Source organism: Neorhizobium petrolearium, assembly GCF_029854435.1.
GTDB classification, from domain to species: Bacteria; Pseudomonadota; Alphaproteobacteria; order Rhizobiales; family Rhizobiaceae; genus Neorhizobium; species Neorhizobium petrolearium.
In genome coordinates, this window is record NZ_CP123000.1 from 26,496 (window position 1) to 44,498 (window position 18,003).

At 61.2% G+C, this 18,003-nt stretch carries 18 protein-coding genes; 17 read left to right on the plus strand and 1 reads right to left on the minus strand.

Features of this window, described 5'->3' with window-relative positions:
• Nucleotides 1-14 precede the first annotated feature (14 nt).
• The 5 genes from QEO92_RS00140 (at nucleotide 15) to murJ (ending at nucleotide 6,835) form a co-directional block, all read left to right on the plus strand.
• Complete coding sequence (locus QEO92_RS00140; protein WP_037159206.1) at nucleotides 15-572, plus strand: cysteine hydrolase family protein; 558 nt, start codon at nucleotides 15-17, stop codon at nucleotides 570-572.
• A 3-nt stretch (nucleotides 573-575) separates the two neighbouring features.
• A complete protein-coding gene (locus QEO92_RS00145) occupies nucleotides 576-893 on the plus strand; it encodes a hypothetical protein (protein ID WP_280107484.1) in 318 nt (105 codons plus the stop codon).
• A 136-nt stretch (nucleotides 894-1,029) separates the two neighbouring features.
• Nucleotides 1,030-2,049: a helix-turn-helix domain-containing protein gene (locus QEO92_RS00150; RefSeq protein WP_227701744.1), complete on the plus strand. Its 1,020-nt coding sequence runs from the start codon at nucleotides 1,030-1,032 to the stop codon at nucleotides 2,047-2,049.
• Between the two features lie 111 nt (nucleotides 2,050-2,160).
• Complete coding sequence (locus tag QEO92_RS00155; protein ID WP_037159199.1) at nucleotides 2,161-5,016, plus strand: [protein-PII] uridylyltransferase; 2,856 nt, start codon at nucleotides 2,161-2,163, stop codon at nucleotides 5,014-5,016.
• Nucleotides 5,017-5,260: 244 nt separating this feature from the next.
• Nucleotides 5,261-6,835, plus strand: coding sequence for a murein biosynthesis integral membrane protein MurJ (gene murJ / locus QEO92_RS00160; protein WP_227701745.1), 1,575 nt, complete (start codon nucleotides 5,261-5,263; stop codon nucleotides 6,833-6,835).
• A gap of 17 nt (nucleotides 6,836-6,852) precedes the next feature.
• Here murJ and QEO92_RS00165 read toward each other — a convergent pair whose 3' ends face one another.
• Nucleotides 6,853-7,326 carry a YcbK family protein gene (locus tag QEO92_RS00165; RefSeq protein WP_227701746.1) on the minus strand — a complete coding sequence of 158 codons (474 nt, stop codon included), beginning with the start codon at nucleotides 7,324-7,326 and terminating at the stop codon, nucleotides 6,853-6,855.
• A 934-nt stretch (nucleotides 7,327-8,260) separates the two neighbouring features.
• On the opposite strand from QEO92_RS00165, the gene QEO92_RS00170 reads away from it, so the two are divergent.
• From QEO92_RS00170 to QEO92_RS00225, 12 genes are all read left to right on the plus strand, one after another.
• On the plus strand, nucleotides 8,261-8,659 hold the full coding sequence (locus tag QEO92_RS00170) for a VOC family protein (RefSeq protein ID WP_227701747.1): 399 nt from the start codon (nucleotides 8,261-8,263) through the stop codon (nucleotides 8,657-8,659).
• Between the two features lie 96 nt (nucleotides 8,660-8,755).
• Complete coding sequence (gene trpS / locus QEO92_RS00175) at nucleotides 8,756-9,826, plus strand: tryptophan--tRNA ligase (protein ID WP_037159186.1); 1,071 nt, start codon at nucleotides 8,756-8,758, stop codon at nucleotides 9,824-9,826.
• A 124-nt stretch (nucleotides 9,827-9,950) separates the two neighbouring features.
• Nucleotides 9,951-10,442: a universal stress protein gene (locus QEO92_RS00180; protein ID WP_037159183.1), complete on the plus strand. Its 492-nt coding sequence runs from the start codon at nucleotides 9,951-9,953 to the stop codon at nucleotides 10,440-10,442.
• Nucleotides 10,443-10,555: 113 nt separating this feature from the next.
• Nucleotides 10,556-11,122, plus strand: coding sequence for a NifU family protein (locus QEO92_RS00185; RefSeq protein ID WP_037159180.1), 567 nt, complete (start codon nucleotides 10,556-10,558; stop codon nucleotides 11,120-11,122).
• A 19-nt stretch (nucleotides 11,123-11,141) separates the two neighbouring features.
• Nucleotides 11,142-11,810, plus strand: coding sequence for a tRNA (adenosine(37)-N6)-threonylcarbamoyltransferase complex dimerization subunit type 1 TsaB (gene tsaB, locus QEO92_RS00190; protein WP_227701748.1), 669 nt, complete (start codon nucleotides 11,142-11,144; stop codon nucleotides 11,808-11,810).
• Nucleotides 11,811-11,816: 6 nt separating this feature from the next.
• Nucleotides 11,817-12,311, plus strand: a complete 495-nt coding sequence (locus QEO92_RS00195; protein ID WP_037159177.1) for a GNAT family N-acetyltransferase — start codon at nucleotides 11,817-11,819, stop codon at nucleotides 12,309-12,311.
• A gap of 39 nt (nucleotides 12,312-12,350) precedes the next feature.
• Nucleotides 12,351-12,779 carry a Fur family transcriptional regulator gene (locus QEO92_RS00200; protein ID WP_037159173.1) on the plus strand — a complete coding sequence of 143 codons (429 nt, stop codon included), beginning with the start codon at nucleotides 12,351-12,353 and terminating at the stop codon, nucleotides 12,777-12,779.
• Complete coding sequence (gene olsA, locus QEO92_RS00205) at nucleotides 12,776-13,579, plus strand: lyso-ornithine lipid O-acyltransferase (protein WP_210047914.1); 804 nt, start codon at nucleotides 12,776-12,778, stop codon at nucleotides 13,577-13,579. Before QEO92_RS00200 ends, olsA begins: the two co-directional genes overlap by 4 nt.
• A 104-nt stretch (nucleotides 13,580-13,683) precedes the next feature.
• Nucleotides 13,684-15,096 (plus strand): tRNA (N6-isopentenyl adenosine(37)-C2)-methylthiotransferase MiaB, encoded by a 1,413-nt coding sequence (gene miaB / locus QEO92_RS00210; protein WP_227701749.1) that lies wholly within the window; start codon nucleotides 13,684-13,686, stop codon nucleotides 15,094-15,096.
• A 22-nt stretch (nucleotides 15,097-15,118) separates the two neighbouring features.
• Nucleotides 15,119-16,174, plus strand: a complete 1,056-nt coding sequence (locus tag QEO92_RS00215; protein WP_037159162.1) for a PhoH family protein — start codon at nucleotides 15,119-15,121, stop codon at nucleotides 16,172-16,174.
• Nucleotides 16,175-16,189: 15 nt separating this feature from the next.
• Complete coding sequence (gene ybeY / locus QEO92_RS00220) at nucleotides 16,190-16,699, plus strand: rRNA maturation RNase YbeY (protein ID WP_037159159.1); 510 nt, start codon at nucleotides 16,190-16,192, stop codon at nucleotides 16,697-16,699.
• Nucleotides 16,700-16,708: 9 nt separating this feature from the next.
• Complete coding sequence (locus QEO92_RS00225; protein WP_227701750.1) at nucleotides 16,709-17,911, plus strand: hemolysin family protein; 1,203 nt, start codon at nucleotides 16,709-16,711, stop codon at nucleotides 17,909-17,911.
• Nucleotides 17,912-18,003 lie beyond the last annotated feature (92 nt).

Consider the following 18,003-nt stretch of genomic DNA (forward strand, 5'->3'; position numbering starts at 1 on the left):
GGTACGGCTGGTGCATGAACAAGCCATGCCTCATCGTGATCGATATGATCAGGGACTATCTCGGTTCTTGGGAGCCCGAGGCTTTGAAAGAGCTCGTCGGGAACACCAACAAACTCGTTGAAAACTTCAAGCGAAGGCAGCTTCCGGTTATTTGGGTCCGAAACGAATTCCGTCCCGACCTGAGCGATGCGTTTCCGGAGATGCGCGAGAAGAATGTTCGGCTTGCTATTCAGGGTACGCAAGGCGCTCAATTACATCCGGATCTTTTATGGAGTGCGTCCGACATAACCGTCATCAAGAAACGATACAGTGCGTTCTTCGGCACCAATCTGGACGAACTTCTGGCAGAGCTGGGCGCTACTGATCTCGTTCTTTGCGGTATCAACACGCACGCTTGTATCCGGACGGCCGCGATAGACGCTTATCAAAGGGATTTCCGTGTCTTTCTTGCAGAAGAGTGCATAAGCACCTACGACGATGAACACGGCCGTATCTCTTTGAGCTATATGAACGGGAAAATCGCGCACTTGGTTGGGATTGGCGATCTGATATCGGTGATCGAGCGTCGATAGCAGTTGGCCATTCATGCCGTCGGCGTTATGTTTCAAGTGTACTTGTTGAGCGTACAGAATCCATGTCCATACGTAGCATCGTACCGACCAAACATGAAAAAAGAAGACACTGACCGACTGGTGAAGTCCGACCAATATCAGAATGCCAGCGAAGTTCTGTGCGAAGAGTTGCGCCTGATTCAATTGCGGGAGGCAGCTCGAAAAGGCTTTACCGATCTGGATGAAGGCAGGTTTGTCGATGTGAGGGGCGACGGACTGGAGGATTTTATCGCCGGTCTCGGGCGGGAGGCTGAGGCGCGTCTTGGCAGGACCTCCTTTTAACATATGGCGATCTCTGTCTGTGCGGCAGTGCCTTTCGGAGAGTCAGATCAATATCTCAATCCTCATGCCTTTCGGCCCTGAACATGCTATGGGCCTTCGAAAATTGTGATTGAGGCCGCTCTCGTCGGGTATCCGCTTGCCTTCCATTCCCTTGCCCTTCCTTGCCGGCCTCGTCTTTGCGCTGACGCTTTACCGCAGCCTGAAGGGCGTCGAGGTCCCCGGAACCCGGCGCTACTTCTACGCTTTCCTCGTCCTCTATGCCTTGCAGGGCGTCGGCATCGGCCTCCGCTTCGGTTACGGCGTCGAATGGTTGGCACCCTTTCTGCCGGTTTCGGCGTCCATCATGGCGCCGCTGGCCTTTCTGGCTTTCCGCGGCCTGACCTCGAAGCCCCTTTCGAGGGCCTGGCTTCACAGCCTGCCGCCTCTGGCGGTCGCCGTCTCGGTGGCGTTCTTCCGCGATCTCGTTGATCTGCTGCTGCTTGCGGTTTTCCTGGCTTATGGCGCGGCGTTGTGGCGTCTGACGGTGTCAGACGGCGATGAGGAGGTGATGGCGGAAGCCTCGCTCCAGCGCATGCGCCCGGCGCTGCGTGCGGCGCGCCTGACGGCCGGTCTCATGCTCTTCTTTGCGGTCAGCGATGCAGCCCTTGCCTTTTACACCGACGTTTATGGTCCCGGGAACGTACCGTTGGTGGTCGGCCTGATGAATATCGCCGCGATCGCCGCAGTGCTTGTCTACTATTTCGCGCCGGATTTTTCCGCGACGAGCCGCCCGGCCACCGCCTCGCAGTCGACGGAGGAGGACCGCGCCGTTCTCGCCCGCGTGGAGGCCGCCCTCGACGAGCGGGGGCTTTACAGGAACGAGGACCTGAGCCTTGCCAAGCTCGCCCGCCGCGCCGGCCTTCCATCCCGCGATGTCTCCGCCGCCGTCAACCGCGCGACGGGCCTCAACGTCTCGCAATTCGTCAACAACCGGCGGATTGCCGAAGCCTGCCGCCTCTTGCGGGAAACCGAAGGCACCGTGACACGGATCATGCTCGATGCCGGCTTTTCGACGAAATCGAACTTTAATCGCGAATTCCGCCGCGTCACCGGCATGAGCCCGGCGCAATACCGGGCAAAGGAGCAGGGAGACAATGTAGCGAAGGCGGAGACTTGAACTTCGTCGCCCGAAGAAACAACTTTGAAACGGCTGACGATGATAATCGTTGGTCAAGGTGCCTTAAAATCGCTATAGCCTGCCACCGCAGGCCGGCACCGGCAGGATAACATGGCCAGACACGATATCGATTTTTCCGAACTTCTCGATGTGGCCCGTCTTCGGGCCGAATGCTGTGCGATCGTCAAGGACAAGGAGCGCCCGCAGCTCGAATTGCGCACGGCCCTCCTGGCGGTCCTGCGCCGGGCGAGCGTTGAGGGCCGCCAGAAGGCGCGAGAATTGCTGGCGAGCGACGGCAGCGGCCTGAATTGCGCCCGCCGCATTTCCTGGCTCCAGGATGAACTCATCTGCATCCTGCATGAGACGATCGCGGAGGGCCTTTATCCGGAGAGCCACGATATCGCCGTGGCGGCCGTCGGCGGTTATGGCCGCGGCACGCTGGCGCCGGGCTCGGACATCGATCTTCTCTTCCTGCTGCCGGAAAAGAATACCGACAACATGCGCAAGGCGGTCGAGTTCCTGCTCTACATCCTGTGGGACATGGGCTTCAAGGTCGGCCATGCGACCCGCACCGTCGAGGAATGCATCCGCCTGTCCAGGACGGACATGACGATCCGCACGGCGATCCTCGAAACCCGCCGCATCTGCGGCAGACAGGCGCTGGTGGAGGAGCTGCAGACCCGTTTCGACCGGGAAATCGTCGCCGACACCGGGCCTGAATTCATCGCCGCCAAGCTTGCCGAACGCGACCAGCGCCACCAGAAGGCGGGCGACACCCGCTATCTCGTCGAGCCGAACGTCAAGGAGGGCAAGGGAGGCCTGCGCGACCTCCATACGCTCTTCTGGATCGCCAAATATTACTACCGGGTGCGTGACACGGCCGATCTCGTCAAGCTCGGCGTGCTGTCCCGCGAGGAATGGCGGCTGTTCGAAAAGGCGGATGACTTCCTCTGGGCCGTGCGCTGCCAGATGCATTTTCTGACCGGCAAGGCGGAGGAACGGCTTTCCTTCGATATCCAGCGGGAGATTGCAGAAAGCCTGGGGTACCACACGCGCCCCGGCCTTTCCGCCGTCGAGCGCTTCATGAAGCACTACTTCCTGGTCGCCAAGAACGTCGGCGACCTGACGCGCATCCTCTGCGCCGCACTCGAGGATGAGCAGGCCAAGGCCGCGCCGGGGCTTACCCAGCGCGTCATTTCCCGCTTCACCAAGCGGCTCCGCAAGATCCCCGGCACGCTGGATTTCGTCGAGGATCGCGGCCGCATCACGCTTGCTGCCCCGGACGTTTTCAGGCGCGACCCCGTCAATATCATCCGCTTCTTCCATGTGGCGGACATCAACGGCCTCGAGCTGCATCCCGATGCGCTCAAACACATGACCCGTTCGCTCTCGCTGATCGATAACGACGTGCGCGAGAACGAGGAGGCGAACCGGCTCTTTCTTTCCATACTGACCTCGCGCCGCGATCCGGCGCTGATGCTGCGCCGCATGAACGAGGCTGGGGTACTCGGCCGCTTCATCCCGGAATTCGGCAAGGTCGTCGCGATGATGCAGTTCAACATGTATCATCACTATACGGTCGATGAGCACCTGATCCGGTCCGTCGAGGCGCTTTCGGAGGTCGATCAGGGCAAGACGGCGGACATCCATCCGCTGTCGAACAAGCTGATGCCGGGTATCGAGGACCGCACGGTGCTTTATGTGGCGGTGCTGCTGCACGATATCGCCAAGGGCCGCCAGGAGGATCATTCGATCGCCGGAGCCCGCATCGCGCGCAAGCTCTGCCCGCGTCTCGGTCTCAATCCGAAGCAGACCGAGCTGGTCGTCTGGCTGATCGAGGAACATCTCCTGATGTCCATGACCGCCCAGACCCGCGACCTGCACGACCGCAAGACGATCACGGACTTCGCCGAGAAGGTGCAGTCGATGGACCGGCTGAAGCTGCTCCTGATCCTGACGATCTGCGATATCCGCGCCGTCGGCCCGGGTGTGTGGAACGGCTGGAAGGGCCAGTTGCTGCGCACGCTTTACTATGAGACGGAACTCCTGCTTTCGGGCGGCTTTTCGGAAGTCTCCCGCAAGGAGCGCGCCAAGCTTGCCGAGGAAGAGCTCTTCAAGGCGCTTTCCGACTGGAGCCAGAAGGATCGCCGCACCTATTCGAAGCTACACTACCAGCCCTACCTGCTGTCGGTCTCGCTGGAAGACCAGGTCCGACACGCGAAATTCATCCGCGATGCGGATAAGGCCGACCAGGCTCTCGCCACCATGGTGCGCACGGACAGTTTCCACGCCATCACCGAGATCACGGTGCTTGCTCCCGACCATCCGCGCCTCCTGTCGATCATTGCCGGGGCCTGCGCTGCGGCCGGCGCCAATATCGCCGATGCGCAGATCTTCACCACGACGGATGGCCGGGCCCTGGACACCATCCTCGTCAACCGCGAGTTTGCCGTCGACGAGGACGAGTTGCGCCGCGCCGGTACGATCAGCCGGATGATCGAGGACGTACTGTCGGGAAAGAAACGCCTGCCGGAAGTCATTGCGACGCGCGCCAAGTCCCGCAAGCGCAACAAGACCTTCGTGATTCCGCCCTCGGTCATCATCTCGAACGGCTTGTCGAACAAGTTCACGGTTATAGAGGTGGAATGCCTGGACCGTACCGGCCTGCTGGCCGATATCACGGCGGTTCTGGCGGATCTCTCGCTCGACATTCATTCGGCACGCATCACCACTTTCGGCGAGAAGGTCATCGATACCTTCTACGTCACCGACCTGGTCGGCCAGAAGGTCGTGAATGAGAACCGCCAGGGCAATATTTCCGCAAGGCTGAAGGCGGTCATGGCCGAACAGGAGGACGAGCTTCGAAGCGGCATGCCGGCCGGCATCATCGCGCCCGCGCCGAACCCTGAACAGGCTTCCGTGCCGGCACCACAGCCGCAGGCCCGCAAGGCCAAGGCCAGCGCGTGATCTCCTCGGCGGACAATTGTACCCCCCTCTGCCCTGCCGGGCATCTCCCCCACAAGGGGGGAGATCACAAGCGGGCCGACCTTCCTATCTCGCTGACCATCTTGCAAATAGCAGCGTCGCTTGTTTGGGGAAGTCGGTGCACCCAGCCGATCTCCCTCCTTGTGGGGGAGATGCCCGGCAGGGCAGAGGGGGGTGTAAAAGCCGCATTTTTTTCTGCTTTGCGTACAAATATGGGTTTAGCCCCATGAGCCTCGTCAAGAAATTCGCGACCGTCGGCGGCGCGACGCTCGGCAGCCGCATCTTCGGCTTCGCCCGCGAGACGCTGATGGCGGCGGCCCTCGGCACCGGGCCAATGGCGGATGTGTTTTATGCCGCCTTCCGTTTCCCGAACCTCTTCCGCCGGCTGTTCGCCGAAGGCGCGTTCAACGCCGCCTTCGTGCCGCTGTTTTCCAAGGAGATCGAGGCGAACGGCGTCGAGGGCGCCAAACGCTTTTCCGAGGAAGTCTTCGGCGTCCTCTTCTCCGCGCTGATGCTGATCACCATCGTCATGGAGCTTTTGATGCCCTGGCTGGTGCAATGGATCATCGCACCGGGCTTCGCCGATGATGCGGAAAAGACCTCCATCACCATCCGCATGGCGGCAGTGATGTTCCCCTATCTGATGTGCATGTCGCTGACGGCGATGATGAGCGGCATGCTGAACTCGCTGCACCATTTCTTCGCGGCCGCCATCGCGCCGGTTTTCCTGAACGTGGTGATGATCGGCGCGCTTTTCTACGGGCTGTGGGTCGGTTCCGATCCTTTGACGATCGCCTGGTATCTTTCCTGGAGCGTGCTTGCGGCCGGTCTGTTGCAGCTTGCCGTCGTTTATGTCGGGGTGCGGCATGCGGGCATCAATATCGGTCTCCGCCGCCCGAGGATGACGCCGAACGTCAAGCGCCTGCTGGTGCTGGCGGTGCCAGCCGCCGTCACCGGCGGCATCACTCAGATCAACCAGATCATCGGCCAGGCGATCGCGTCCGGAAAGGAAGGTGCGATTGCAGCCCTTCAATATGCCGATCGGATCTACCAGCTTCCGCTCGGCGTCGTCGGTGTCGCGGTCGGCGTCGTGCTTTTGCCGGAACTTTCAAGGGCGCTCAAGGGCGGCCACATGCGCGAGGCCGCCAATATCCAGAACCGTTCGATCGAATTCGTGCTGTTCCTGACGCTGCCGGCCGCCGCCGGCCTCTGGATCCTGTCCGATGCGATCATCCGCGTGCTTTACGAGCGCGGCGCGTTCTCGGCGGAAAACACCTCGGTCGTCGCCGCGATCCTCGCCATTTACGGCATCGGCCTGCCGGGCTTCGTGCTGATCAAGGCGTTGCAGCCGGGCTTCTATGCCCGCGAGGATACGAAAACGCCGATGCGCTTCACCATGATTTCGGTTGTCATCAATTCGGGACTGGCGATCTCGCTCTTTCCGCTGATTGCGGAACGTGGCATCGCCACCGCCGAGGCGGCCGCCGGCTGGACCAACACGGTCCTGCTCTTCTCGACGCTTTTGTGGCGCGGCGATCTCGTATGGGAATGGGGGCTTGCGAAACGCGTCGGCCTGCTTCTCGTTTCGGCCGGCATCATGTCGGCGGCGCTCGTCTATGCGCTGCGCTATGCGGGTCCATGGCTGCAGCCGGAGGTCTCTCTTCTTCAGCAGGTCGCGGCACTCGGCTGCCTTCTGGGGCTGGCAATGGTCGTGTATTTTGCTTGCGCTTTCCTGATCGGCGGCGCCGACATGGGCATGATCAGGCGCAATCTGAAGCGCAGGCCGAAGCCGAGCGAGTAGCGCTCGTCTGGCTTATATCAGGAACGGCTGCGGCGTTTGAGGCTCGCAAGGCCCTTTCCCCTGCTGCAATGTGCCCAGGTCCGCTTCGGGCCGATATCCACATGCACGATGCCGTTGCAGTAGCGGCCGATGCCGCCGATGCCCGGCGCGGTGGCGGCCGCGGCAAGGATCCTCTTCTCCGAAACGCCCGGAACGCGGATATCGGCGGCATAGCAGCGGCTGTGCTGTGATCTGCCGGAATGCGGCCGGTGGCCGGATGTTACCATTGGCTTTCGGCCGGTCTGCTTGGCGATGTGGGCGAGGATGGCTCCGAGCTTTTCGGGAAAGCAGCCTGTCCGGACGCTGACCCGCTGGACCGTGTAGAAGGCCGAGTAGTCGTGTTTGAAAGATGAGCCACGGCGTTTCTGGCTTTGGCCGGCTTCTGCTTGGGCATTGGCATTGAGGCCGAATGCCAGAAGGCAGGCAAGCGCGACGCGAAAAATCATGCGCATGGGTCATCCCCCGAAAAGACCGGTCTTCGTGACCGGTTAACCGTGATGTTCGGCGGGTATTTCTTTTCTAAAAGAGGCGTGAATAAGGAGGCTTTTGCTCAAAATTGGGAAAATGCCTGCCTAAATAGCTAACATCCATTAATCTTTTCTGAGGAGGGAGGAGTAGAATTTTGCTATTTGAGTGTCGAAGCTATGTCGAAAGCGGTAGCAGGCTCCCGCAGGGATTGGTGTATTTTCGCCCACTTTCAGGCTTGATCGGAGATCCAGATAAAAGGCTTCCCGCATCAACCAGGCCGCCCCGTCTGCCTCGTGAGCCTGTCGAAGGGCGGGCATCTCCCCCACAAGGGGGGATCACAAGCGGCCTGACCTTTCTACCAAAGCAATGGCTCGCAGAGCTGCTCCGCAATTGTTTGGGGAAGCCGGTGCGTCCATTCGATCTCCCCACCTGTGGGGGAGATGCCCGGTAGCGCAGAGGGGGTGAGACGAGGCAAGTCAAGACCTTGGCAAAAATCGACAGGAAAAATCACTCCCGTTCATCCCCGCCCTTTCAACCCATGCCTACAATCTTCGCGTCCCGTTTCGGCTACACCGGTTCAAGCATCGCCGGCGAGATGGGACCGGTGCCCTTTCGGTCTGCCGTTGATGCAGGCGGGTCGTCAGGGGCTGCGCAGAAAATGGTCCCCCTCTCGCCTCAAGGCGGGGCGTGCGTGTGTCGCACACAACCCGGTATGGCATCTGCAAGGACGTAAGACCATATCGCCGCAGAGGAACCGGAGTTGCGCAGCACAAGAACACTGAACGGGACACGTCGTGTGTCACTTATAAAAACTTAAATCGAGGCACCCGACGTGTCCCGGCCGAACTTGAAATTCCGACTGTCGCCAAGGGCGTAGTGTATCTATCGTCGCCTTTGTCCACTTCACAGGAAGCCGCCATGCCCAGCCAATCCCTCTTCCTCGTCACCCTCGTCGTCGATGATTACGACCGCGCCAGGGATTTCTATTGCAGTTCGCTCGGTTTCGAATGCCTGGAAGACACGCCGCAGCCGGACGGCAAGCGCTGGGTCGTGGTGAGGCCGAAGGGAGGGGAGGGCGCGGCCCTGCTGCTCGCTCAGGCCGCGACGGAAAAACAGAAATCGGCGATCGGCAACCAGACGGGCGGCCGGGTCGGCTTCTTCCTCAAGACGGATGATTTTGCCCACGACCGTGCTGCCATGATTGCAAAGGGAGTCCGGTTTCTGGAAGAGCCGCGGCGGGAAATCTACGGCACCGTGGCCGTTTTTGCCGATCCCTGCGGCAACACCTGGGATTTGATTGAGCACAGGGTCGCGTAAGCCCTTGATTGCGCCTCGTCGCCCGTGCATAAGCCCGGCCGTTAGCAACATGACCCTTCGGGTCTGGGGCCCTCCACAAGCCTAATCGAGGACGATATGAATACGAATACCTTTAAACCGCTTGTCTTTTCCGGCGTTCAGCCGACTGGCAATCTCCATCTCGGCAACTATCTCGGCGCGATCCGCAAGTTCGTCGCATTGCAGGAAAACAACGACTGCATCTACTGCGTCGTCGACCTGCATGCGATCACCGCCCAGCTCGTCCACGATGACCTGCGCGGCCAGATCCGCTCGATCGCCGCTGCCTTCATCGCTTCGGGCATCGACCCGAAGAAGCATATCGTCTTCAACCAGTCGGCCGTGCCGCAGCATGCGGAGCTCGCCTGGATTTTCAACTGCGTTGCCCGCATCGGCTGGATGAACCGCATGACGCAGTTCAAGGACAAGGCCGGCAAGGATCGCGAGAATGCTTCGCTCGGTCTGCTTGCCTATCCGAGCCTGATGGCGGCCGACATTCTCGTTTACCGCGCCACCCATGTGCCGGTCGGCGACGACCAGAAGCAGCACCTGGAACTTGCCCGCGACATCGCCCAGAAGTTCAACATAGACTTCCAGGAAAAGATCCGCGCGACCGGCACCGGCGTCGACATGGTGGTCGGCGAGGAGAAGATCCACGGCTACTTCCCGCTGGTCGAGCCGCTGATCGATGGGCCGGCGCCGCGCGTCATGTCGCTGCGCGACGGCACCAAGAAGATGTCGAAATCCGATCCGTCAGACCTGTCGCGCATCAACCTGATGGACGACGCCGACGACATCGCCAGGAAGATTCGCAAGGCCAAGACCGATCCGGAAGGCCTGCCGGGCGAAATCGAAGGTCTCAAGGACCGGCCGGAAGCCGACAACCTCGTCGGCATCTATGCCGCGCTCGCAGACAGGACGAAGGCGGATGTGCTTGCCGAATTCGGCGGCCAGCAGTTCTCGGTCTTCAAGCCGGCGCTTGCTGATCTCGCCGTTCACGTCCTGTCGCCGATCTCGGGCGAGATGCGCCGCCTGCTGGACGATACGTCGCATATCGACGCGATCCTCCGGGATGGCGGCGAACGTGCCCGCGCCCGTGCCGGAAAGGTCATGGCTGACGTCTTCGATATCGTCGGTTTCCTGCGCTGAACCGAGGTCTGCCGGGATTGCATACCCGCCACGGTTTCGTGGCGGGTTTTCATTTTCCGTCGAAGGTTTTAAGTTCCGCATCACGACCGCGGCGGTCGAGTAGATGCGAGCGAAGGGGGCGGACATGGTTTCGAAACGGCTTTCTCGACTTGAAGGGCATAGGCGCAAATTCATGGCGGTCATCGATGCGACGCCGGAATGCGAAAAGGCCGTCCACTATGCCGGCCGCCGCGCCAAGAATTCCAATGGTGGCCTCGTGCTCCTCTTCGTGATTCCGGAAGGGGATTTTCAGCAGTGGCTTGGCGTCGAACAGATCATGCGCGCCGAAGCCCGCGAGGAGGCGGAAGCCGTCATGGCCAAGGCCGCCCAGAGGGTGCGCGAGACGATCGGCATCGATCCGGAAATCGTCATTCGCGAGGGAAGCGCCCCCGAACAGATCAACCAGCTCGTCGAGGAAGACCGGGATATTGCGATCCTGGTTCTGGCCGCCGCCTCCGCCAAGGAAGGACCGGGACCGCTGGTTTCCGCCGTCGCCGGCCGCGGCGCGACCTTCCCGATCCCCGTGACGGTCCTGCCGGATACGCTGACCGACGAGGAAATCGACGCGCTTGCCTGATGCCGCGCTTGACCTTCGAAGGGCAAATGCGCACTTGAACGAAAAGCTGATCCGGCTTATCTTCTTTTGAAGAATTCTAAATTGGCGGGCGCCACGCCCCCGGGAGAAACGAGATGTTTATTCAGACGGAAGCCACGCCGAATCCGGCGACGCTCAAGTTCCTGCCCGGCAAGGTGGTCATGGAGCGCGGAACCGCTGATTTCCGTAATGCCGATGAGGCGGAAGCCTCTCCGCTCGCCTCGCGCCTCTTTGGGATCAGCGGCGTGTCCGGTGTCTATTTCGGCTACGATTTCATCACGGTCTCCAAGGAAAATGCCGAATGGCAGCACCTGAAGCCGGCGATCCTCGGTTCGATCATGGAGCATTTCATGTCCGGCCAGCCGGTCATGGGCGGCACCTCGACGCTCGCCGAGGCGCTTGACCAGGAAGGTGAATTCTTTGACGAGGATGACGAAACCGTCGTCGCCACCATCAAGGAATTGCTCGAAACCCGTGTCCGCCCGGCGGTCGCCCAGGATGGTGGCGACATCACCTTCAAGGGCTATCGCGACGGAACGGTCTACCTCAACATGAAGGGTGCATGCTCCGGTTGCCCGTCTTCGACGGCGACGCTGAAGCACGGCGTGCAGAACCTGCTGCGCCATTTCGTTCCCGAAGTGCAGGCGGTTGAAGCCCTCTGAGCGCTTCGCCGGCACTTTCATGATCGTTTTGGCCATCGATACCGCCGGAGTGGATTGCTCCGCTGCGCTCTATGACAGTGCAGCGGAGCAGATTCTGTCGGCGGTTACCGAAACGATCGGCAAAGGCCATGCAGAACGGCTGATGGCCGTGATCGACGCAGCGCTTGCCGCCGCCAATCTGTCCCTCGATGCCGTGGAGCGCGTTGCCGTGGTGATCGGCCCCGGTTCATTTACCGGAATTCGGGTCGGCGTTGCTGCTGCCCGCGGTCTGGCACTCGCGCTGGGCGTCGAATCGGTCGGCGTGACAACCCTGGAAACGCTGGCGCGCGGCTACCTTGCCGATCATCCGGGCAAACCGGTTGTGGCGGCCATGGATGCCAAGCGCAACGAGGTCTACGCTCAGGCCTTTGCCGCCGATGGTCTGCCGCTCAGCGAACCTGCCGCGCTTTCGCCGGAGGACGTCTCGAAACTCATGGAGAAGCTGGCTGCGGCCGCGACTGGCTCGTGGGCCGAGCACTCCCCGGTCAAGGGAGAGGGCGGATTTGAAGGACGGGACCGTTTCGATATTGCGACGGTCGCGCGGGTCGGCGCGGAAAAACCGGAAGGTGCAGGCCGGCCCAAACCATTGTATCTTCGTGGACCCGATGCCAAGCCGCAGACGGGATTCGCACTACAGCGCCGTTCGTGAATACCGATGCTCGACGATTACCTGACCTGGAAGCCGTTTTTCGAAGTTGTGCCGATGGAGATTGGCGACTGTACGGAAGTCTCAGAGCTTCACGGCCAGCGTTTTCCGCGGCAGTGGAGTGATGGGGAGTTCCAGAACTTGCTTCTGCAGCACAATGTCTTCGGTTTCATCGCGCGCCAGACCAACGCTTTCTTTTCGAGACCGCTCGGCGGTTTCGTGTTGTCGCGGGAAGCGGCGGGCGAGGCGGAGATCCTGACGGTTGCTGTCAGCGAGAAGTCCGGCCGCCAGGGGCTCGGCTGGCGGCTCATGCAGGCGGCGCTCAGGGAGGCGGCGGCGCGTGGTGCCGAAAGCATGTTTCTGGAGGTCGAGGCGGCGAATCACGCCGCGGTCGGGCTCTACCGCAAGCTTGGTTTTCAGAAGGTTGGCGAGCGGCCGGCCTACTATACCGGCCCCGACGGGACGCGTTCCATGGCGCTTGTCATGAGCCGCGTTCTTCGCTAGTCCCTTGTTTTGTACTGGAACGTTTCGAAGGCCACCGACATGACAGACCTTTCCAAGACTCTGGAGGAGCTGTGTGCCGAAAAGGGTATGCGAATGACGGACCAGCGCCGTGTGATTGCCCGTATCCTGCAGGAATCCGACGACCATCCGGATGTGGAGGAGCTCTATCGCCGCTCCTCGAAGGCTGATCCGCGCATTTCGATCTCCACTGTGTATCGAACGGTGAAACTGTTCGAAGACGAGGGAATCATCGAGCGGCACGATTTCCGCGACGGTCGCTCGCGCTATGAGACCGTGCCGGAAGAGCACCACGACCACATGATCGATCTCAATACCGGCAATGTCATCGAATTCCGCTCGGCGGAAATCGAGGCGCTGCAGGAGCGCATTGCCCGCGAGCACGGCTTCCGTCTCGTCGGCCACCGGCTGGAGCTTTACGGCATCCCGCTGGACAAGGACGATAAGTGATCACCTGGCTGCGGATTGGCATCGTTTTTGTCGTCCTTTTCGCAGTCACGCTGATCCTGTTGCCGTTTCAACTGATCGGCCTCGCCTTCGACCTCAGAATCCGCCGTTATATCCCGCGCTACTGGCATCGGGCCGCCTGCTTTCTGCTCGGCGTCCGCATCCATGTCCACGGAACGATCGATCGGCGCCGGCCGCTGATGCTCGCCTCCAACCACGTCTCCTGGAAGGACATCCTGGTGCTCGGCGCGATTGCCGATGTCGTCTTCATCGCCAAGATGGAGGTGTCGGAATGGCCGATCTTCGGCACGCTCGCCAAGCTGCAGAAGAGCATTTTCGTGGTCCGCGAACAGAAGCGCCGCACGGGCGACCAGGTGAGTGAAATCGCCGAGCGCCTGGCAGCGGACGAGATCGTCGTGCTCTTTCCCGAGGGAACGACCTCTGACGGCAACCGGCTTCTGGAGGTGAAATCCTCGCTATTCGGCGCGGCAGCCGCCGCGGTTCCCTTTACGAAGCAGGGCGTGGTTCATGTTCAGCCGGTGGCGATCGCCTATACCCGCGTACATGGCATGGCGATGGGCCGTTATCACCGGCCGATCGCCGCCTGGCCGGGCGATATAGAACTCGGGCCTCATCTGCTGGGCGTCCTGAAGGAAGGTGCGCTCGACGTGGACGTAGCTTTCGGTGAAACGATCGATTTCCGCACCGGCGACAACCGCAAGCATCTGAGCCAGGCGGTGACGAGCCGTATCCGGCGCATGCTGCTGAAGCATCTGCGCGGCCGGGATTATGAGACGCTTTAGTCACTGAGGCAGGCCAGAGGGGGCGGACACGGCACGACCTTCACTATTCGGCCTCCATAACGAAACGCTTCATTTCCGGGCGTTCTTGCGATATGGAAGCGCCCATGAACGAACACGTTACTCTTTCTACTCCCGCCGAACAGACGGTCGAGCGCCCGAACAGCCGCAAGGTCTTCATCAAGACCTATGGCTGCCAGATGAACGTCTACGATTCGACCCGCATGGCTGATGCACTGGCGAGCGACGGCTATGTGACGACGGAAGACATGGCCGAGGCGGACCTGATCCTGCTCAATACCTGCCATATCCGTGAGAAGGCGGCCGACAAGGTCTATTCGGCGCTCGGCCGTCTGCGCGACATGAAGACAGCGCGCGCTGCGGAAGGCAGGGAACTGATGATTGGCGTCGCCGGCTGCGTGGCCCAGGCGGAAGGTGAAGAGATCATCCGTCGCGCGCCCGCGGTTGACGTGGTCATCGGACCGCAGACCTACCATCGCCTGCCGGAGGCCTTGAGGCGCGCCCGTGCCGGGGACCGGGTGGTCGAGACGGACTATGCCGTCGAGGACAAGTTCGAACACCTGCCGGTAGCGGAGCAGGCCAAGATCCGCGCTCGGGGTGTCACGTCCTTCCTGACCGTGCAGGAAGGCTGCGACAAGTTCTGCACCTTCTGCGTCGTGCCCTATACGCGCGGCTCGGAAGTTTCCCGTCCGATCCGGCAGATTCTCGACGAAGCCCGGCGGCTGGTCGATGGCGGCGTACGCGAGATCACGCTGCTCGGCCAGAACGTCAACGCCTGGCGGGCGGAAGGCCCGAAGGGCGGCGAATGGGGGCTCGGCGATCTTCTCTACAGCCTTGCGGAAATTCCGGGGCTTGCCCGGCTGCGCTATACGACCAGCCACCCGCGCGACATGGACGACAAATTGATCGAGGCGCATCGCGATCTCCGCGCCCTGATGCCCTACCTGCATCTGCCGGTGCAGGCCGGTTCCGACCGCATCCTCAAAGCCATGAACCGCCGCCATACGGCTGAGGAATATCTGCGCCTTATCGATCGCATCCGGGCCGCCCGGCCGGATATCGCCATGTCCGGCGACTTCATTGTCGGCTTCCCGGGCGAGACGGACCGGGATTTCGAAGACACGATCCGTATCGTCGAGGAGGTGAATTATGCTCAGGCCTTCTCGTTCAAATATTCGCCGCGCCCGGGCACGCCTGGTGCCGACCTTCCTGACCATGTCCCGGAAGAGGTGAAGGCCGAGCGACTCGAAAGATTGCAGGCGCTCCTCTTGAAACAGCAGGCTGCCTTCGCCAAATCCTGTATTGGGAAGGTCATCGACATCCTGCTTGAAAAGCCCGGCCGCAACCCGAGACAAGTGATCGGACGTTCGCCTTGGCTACAGTCTGTGAATGTTGATGCAAAAACATCGCAAATCGGTGACATTATCCAGGTGCGAATCATCGGAAGCGGTCCGAACAGCTTGTTCTCCGAGCCGATACAGAGTTTAATAAACTACTAAATTACTAAAGGAGCGAGCCTGCTTGAACGGACGTGAATTGGTTTCTTCATCCGCGCGACAACCCCGATCCGCTGCCACCGACGCCAATCACTTTGTCCTGACGTTCGAGAACAATCGGTTCGCCAGTGAGCTTTTCGGACAATTCGACCAGAACCTGAAGCTGCTCGAGGAGCGGCTTCGCATCGATGCACGCCCGCGTGGCAACTCGGTCGCGATTTCCGGAGATTTAACGGCCACCAACCAGGCGCGCCGTGCGCTGGATTTCCTCTACGAACGGCTGCAGAAAGGTGGTTCGGTCGAAGCCTCCGATGTGGAGGGCGCGATCCGCATGGCACAGGCGACGGACGATCAGTTGACCCTGCCGACCCTGGAACGCAAAGCAAAATTGTCGATGGCGCAGATTTCCACCCGCAAGAAGACGATCCAGGCGCGTACGCCGACCCAGGACGCCTATATGCGGGCGCTGGAACGCTCGGAACTCGTCTTCGGCGTCGGTCCCGCCGGCACCGGCAAGACGTACCTCGCCGTCGCGCATGCCGCCCAGCTTCTGGAACGCGGTGCGGTCGATCGTATCATACTGTCGCGCCCGGCTGTCGAAGCCGGCGAGCGCCTCGGCTTCCTGCCAGGCGACATGAAGGAGAAGGTCGATCCCTATCTTCGGCCGCTTTATGACGCGCTCTATGACATGATGCCGGGCGACAAGGTGGAGCGGGCAATCACTGCCGGCGTTATCGAGATTGCACCGCTCGCCTTCATGCGCGGCCGCACATTGGCGAACGCTGCGGTCATCCTGGACGAGGCGCAGAACACCACCTCGATGCAGATGAAGATGTTCCTGACGCGTCTCGGTGAGAATGCCCGCATGATCATCACCGGCGATCCGAGCCAGGTCGACCTGCCGCGCGGCGTCAAGTCCGGCCTGGTCGAGGCGTTGCAGATATTGAAGGGCGTCGAGGGGATTTCCATCGTCCGCTTCAAGGACACCGACGTCGTCCGCCATCCGCTGGTCGGCCGCATCGTGCAAGCCTATGACGCGCAATATGCCGTCCAGGAGGAAAGCGAGGACCTCGACCGATAGGTCGAGACCGAAGCGATGTCCAAGCTCGACATACAGATCACCGTGGAAAACGAGGGCTGGCGCGACGAGGCCGCCCTTCTCCTGCTGAGCGAAAGGACACTGGGCGCGGCGGCAGAGCTGCTCGCCGACGAGGAAAAGCAGCCCTTCCCGGAAAGGGCTCCGGAACTGTCGCTGGTCTTTACCGATGACGCGTCGATCAGGGAAATCAATGCGGAATGGCGGGGCAAGGACACGCCGACCAATGTCTTGTCTTTTCCTGCTTTTCCACTCCAGCCGGGTGATATGCCGGGACCGATGCTCGGCGATATCGTCATCGCCCGTGAGACCGTTGAACGCGAAGCGGTTGATCTCGAGAAGACTTTCGAGGATCATCTGACCCATCTGCTGATCCATGGTTTCCTGCATTTATTCGGCTACGACCATATGGAAACGGATGAGGCGGAAAGAATGGAGCGGCTTGAGACTCGCATTTTGGCCGTGCTCGGCCTATCTGACCCCTATGCGGGACAGGACCCGATAGTATAGTCTGGAACAATGAGCGATTTTTCGACAAACCCGGCCCGAGAGGGCAAGGACGGTGACACCAGCTCCTCGGAAGAGGGCAGTAGTCCGGCCAAGACGGAAACCCAACCCAAACAACACCACAGCTCTTTCTGGTCGCGCGCCTTGAGGTTGCTCAGACCCTCGCAGGGCGAGAAGCTGCGCGAGGACCTCGCCGACGCGCTGATGACCGATACCAATGTCAGCAACGCCTTTTCGCCCGAAGAGCGGGCGATGCTGCACAATATCCTGCGTTTCCGGGAAGTTCGGGTCGAGGACATCATGGTGCCGCGCGCCGATATCGAAGCCGTCGACATGACCATGACCATCGGCGAGCTGCTGATCCATTTCGAGGAAACCGGTCGTTCGCGCATGCCGGTCTACAGTGATACGCTCGACGATCCCCGCGGCATGGTGCATATCCGCGACCTCCTGTCCTATCTTGCCAAGCAGGCCCGCAACAAGCGCCGGACAAGCGCGCGCGCGGCACCTTCGCGTGCCGCACCGACTCAGCCGATGCCGCTTGCCGCCGACAAGCCGGAGAAGGCGGAAAAGCAGGTACGCACGCCACGGCCTGCTTTCGACCTCGGGCGGGTCGATCTCGAACAGACCGTCTCGGAAGCCGGCCTGATCCGCAAGATCCTGTTCGTGCCGCCGTCGATGCTCGCATCCGATCTGCTTCAGAGCATGCAGGCGGCCCGCACGCAGCTTGCCCTTGTCATCGACGAATATGGCGGCACCGATGGTCTCGTCACGCACGAAGACATCGTCGAGATGGTGATCGGCGATGTCGAGGACGAGCACGACGACGAGGAAGTCATGTTCTCCCGCGTCGGCGATGACGTCTTCGTGGCCGATGCCCGCATCGAACTCGAGGAGATCGCCCAGGCGATCGGCCCGGATTTCGACATCAGGGATCGCCTTGAGGATGTCGATACGCTGGGCGGCCTGATCTTCTCCGCGCTTGGCCGCATTCCGGTGCGCGGCGAGGTCGTGCAGGCGGTGCCGGGCTTCGAATTCCAGATCCTCGAAGCCGATCCGCGCCGCATCAAGCGCGTCCGCATCATGCGCAAGCGGGCAGGTGCCCGCCGCCGCCTGAAAGGCGACGGCGAAGCGCTGCTCACCGATCAGACGCCGTCCATGCTGCTGCTGCCACCATCCGCTCCGAGTGCAGACCGGTCCAATCATCAGGCCTGAGCGATTCCGCCAGAGCGTTCCTCTTTGACCTCACGACAAGTCAGCCGTTTTTTGGAAGACTGCGGCGGCTGATTCGAGCAAAAAAAGGGGAA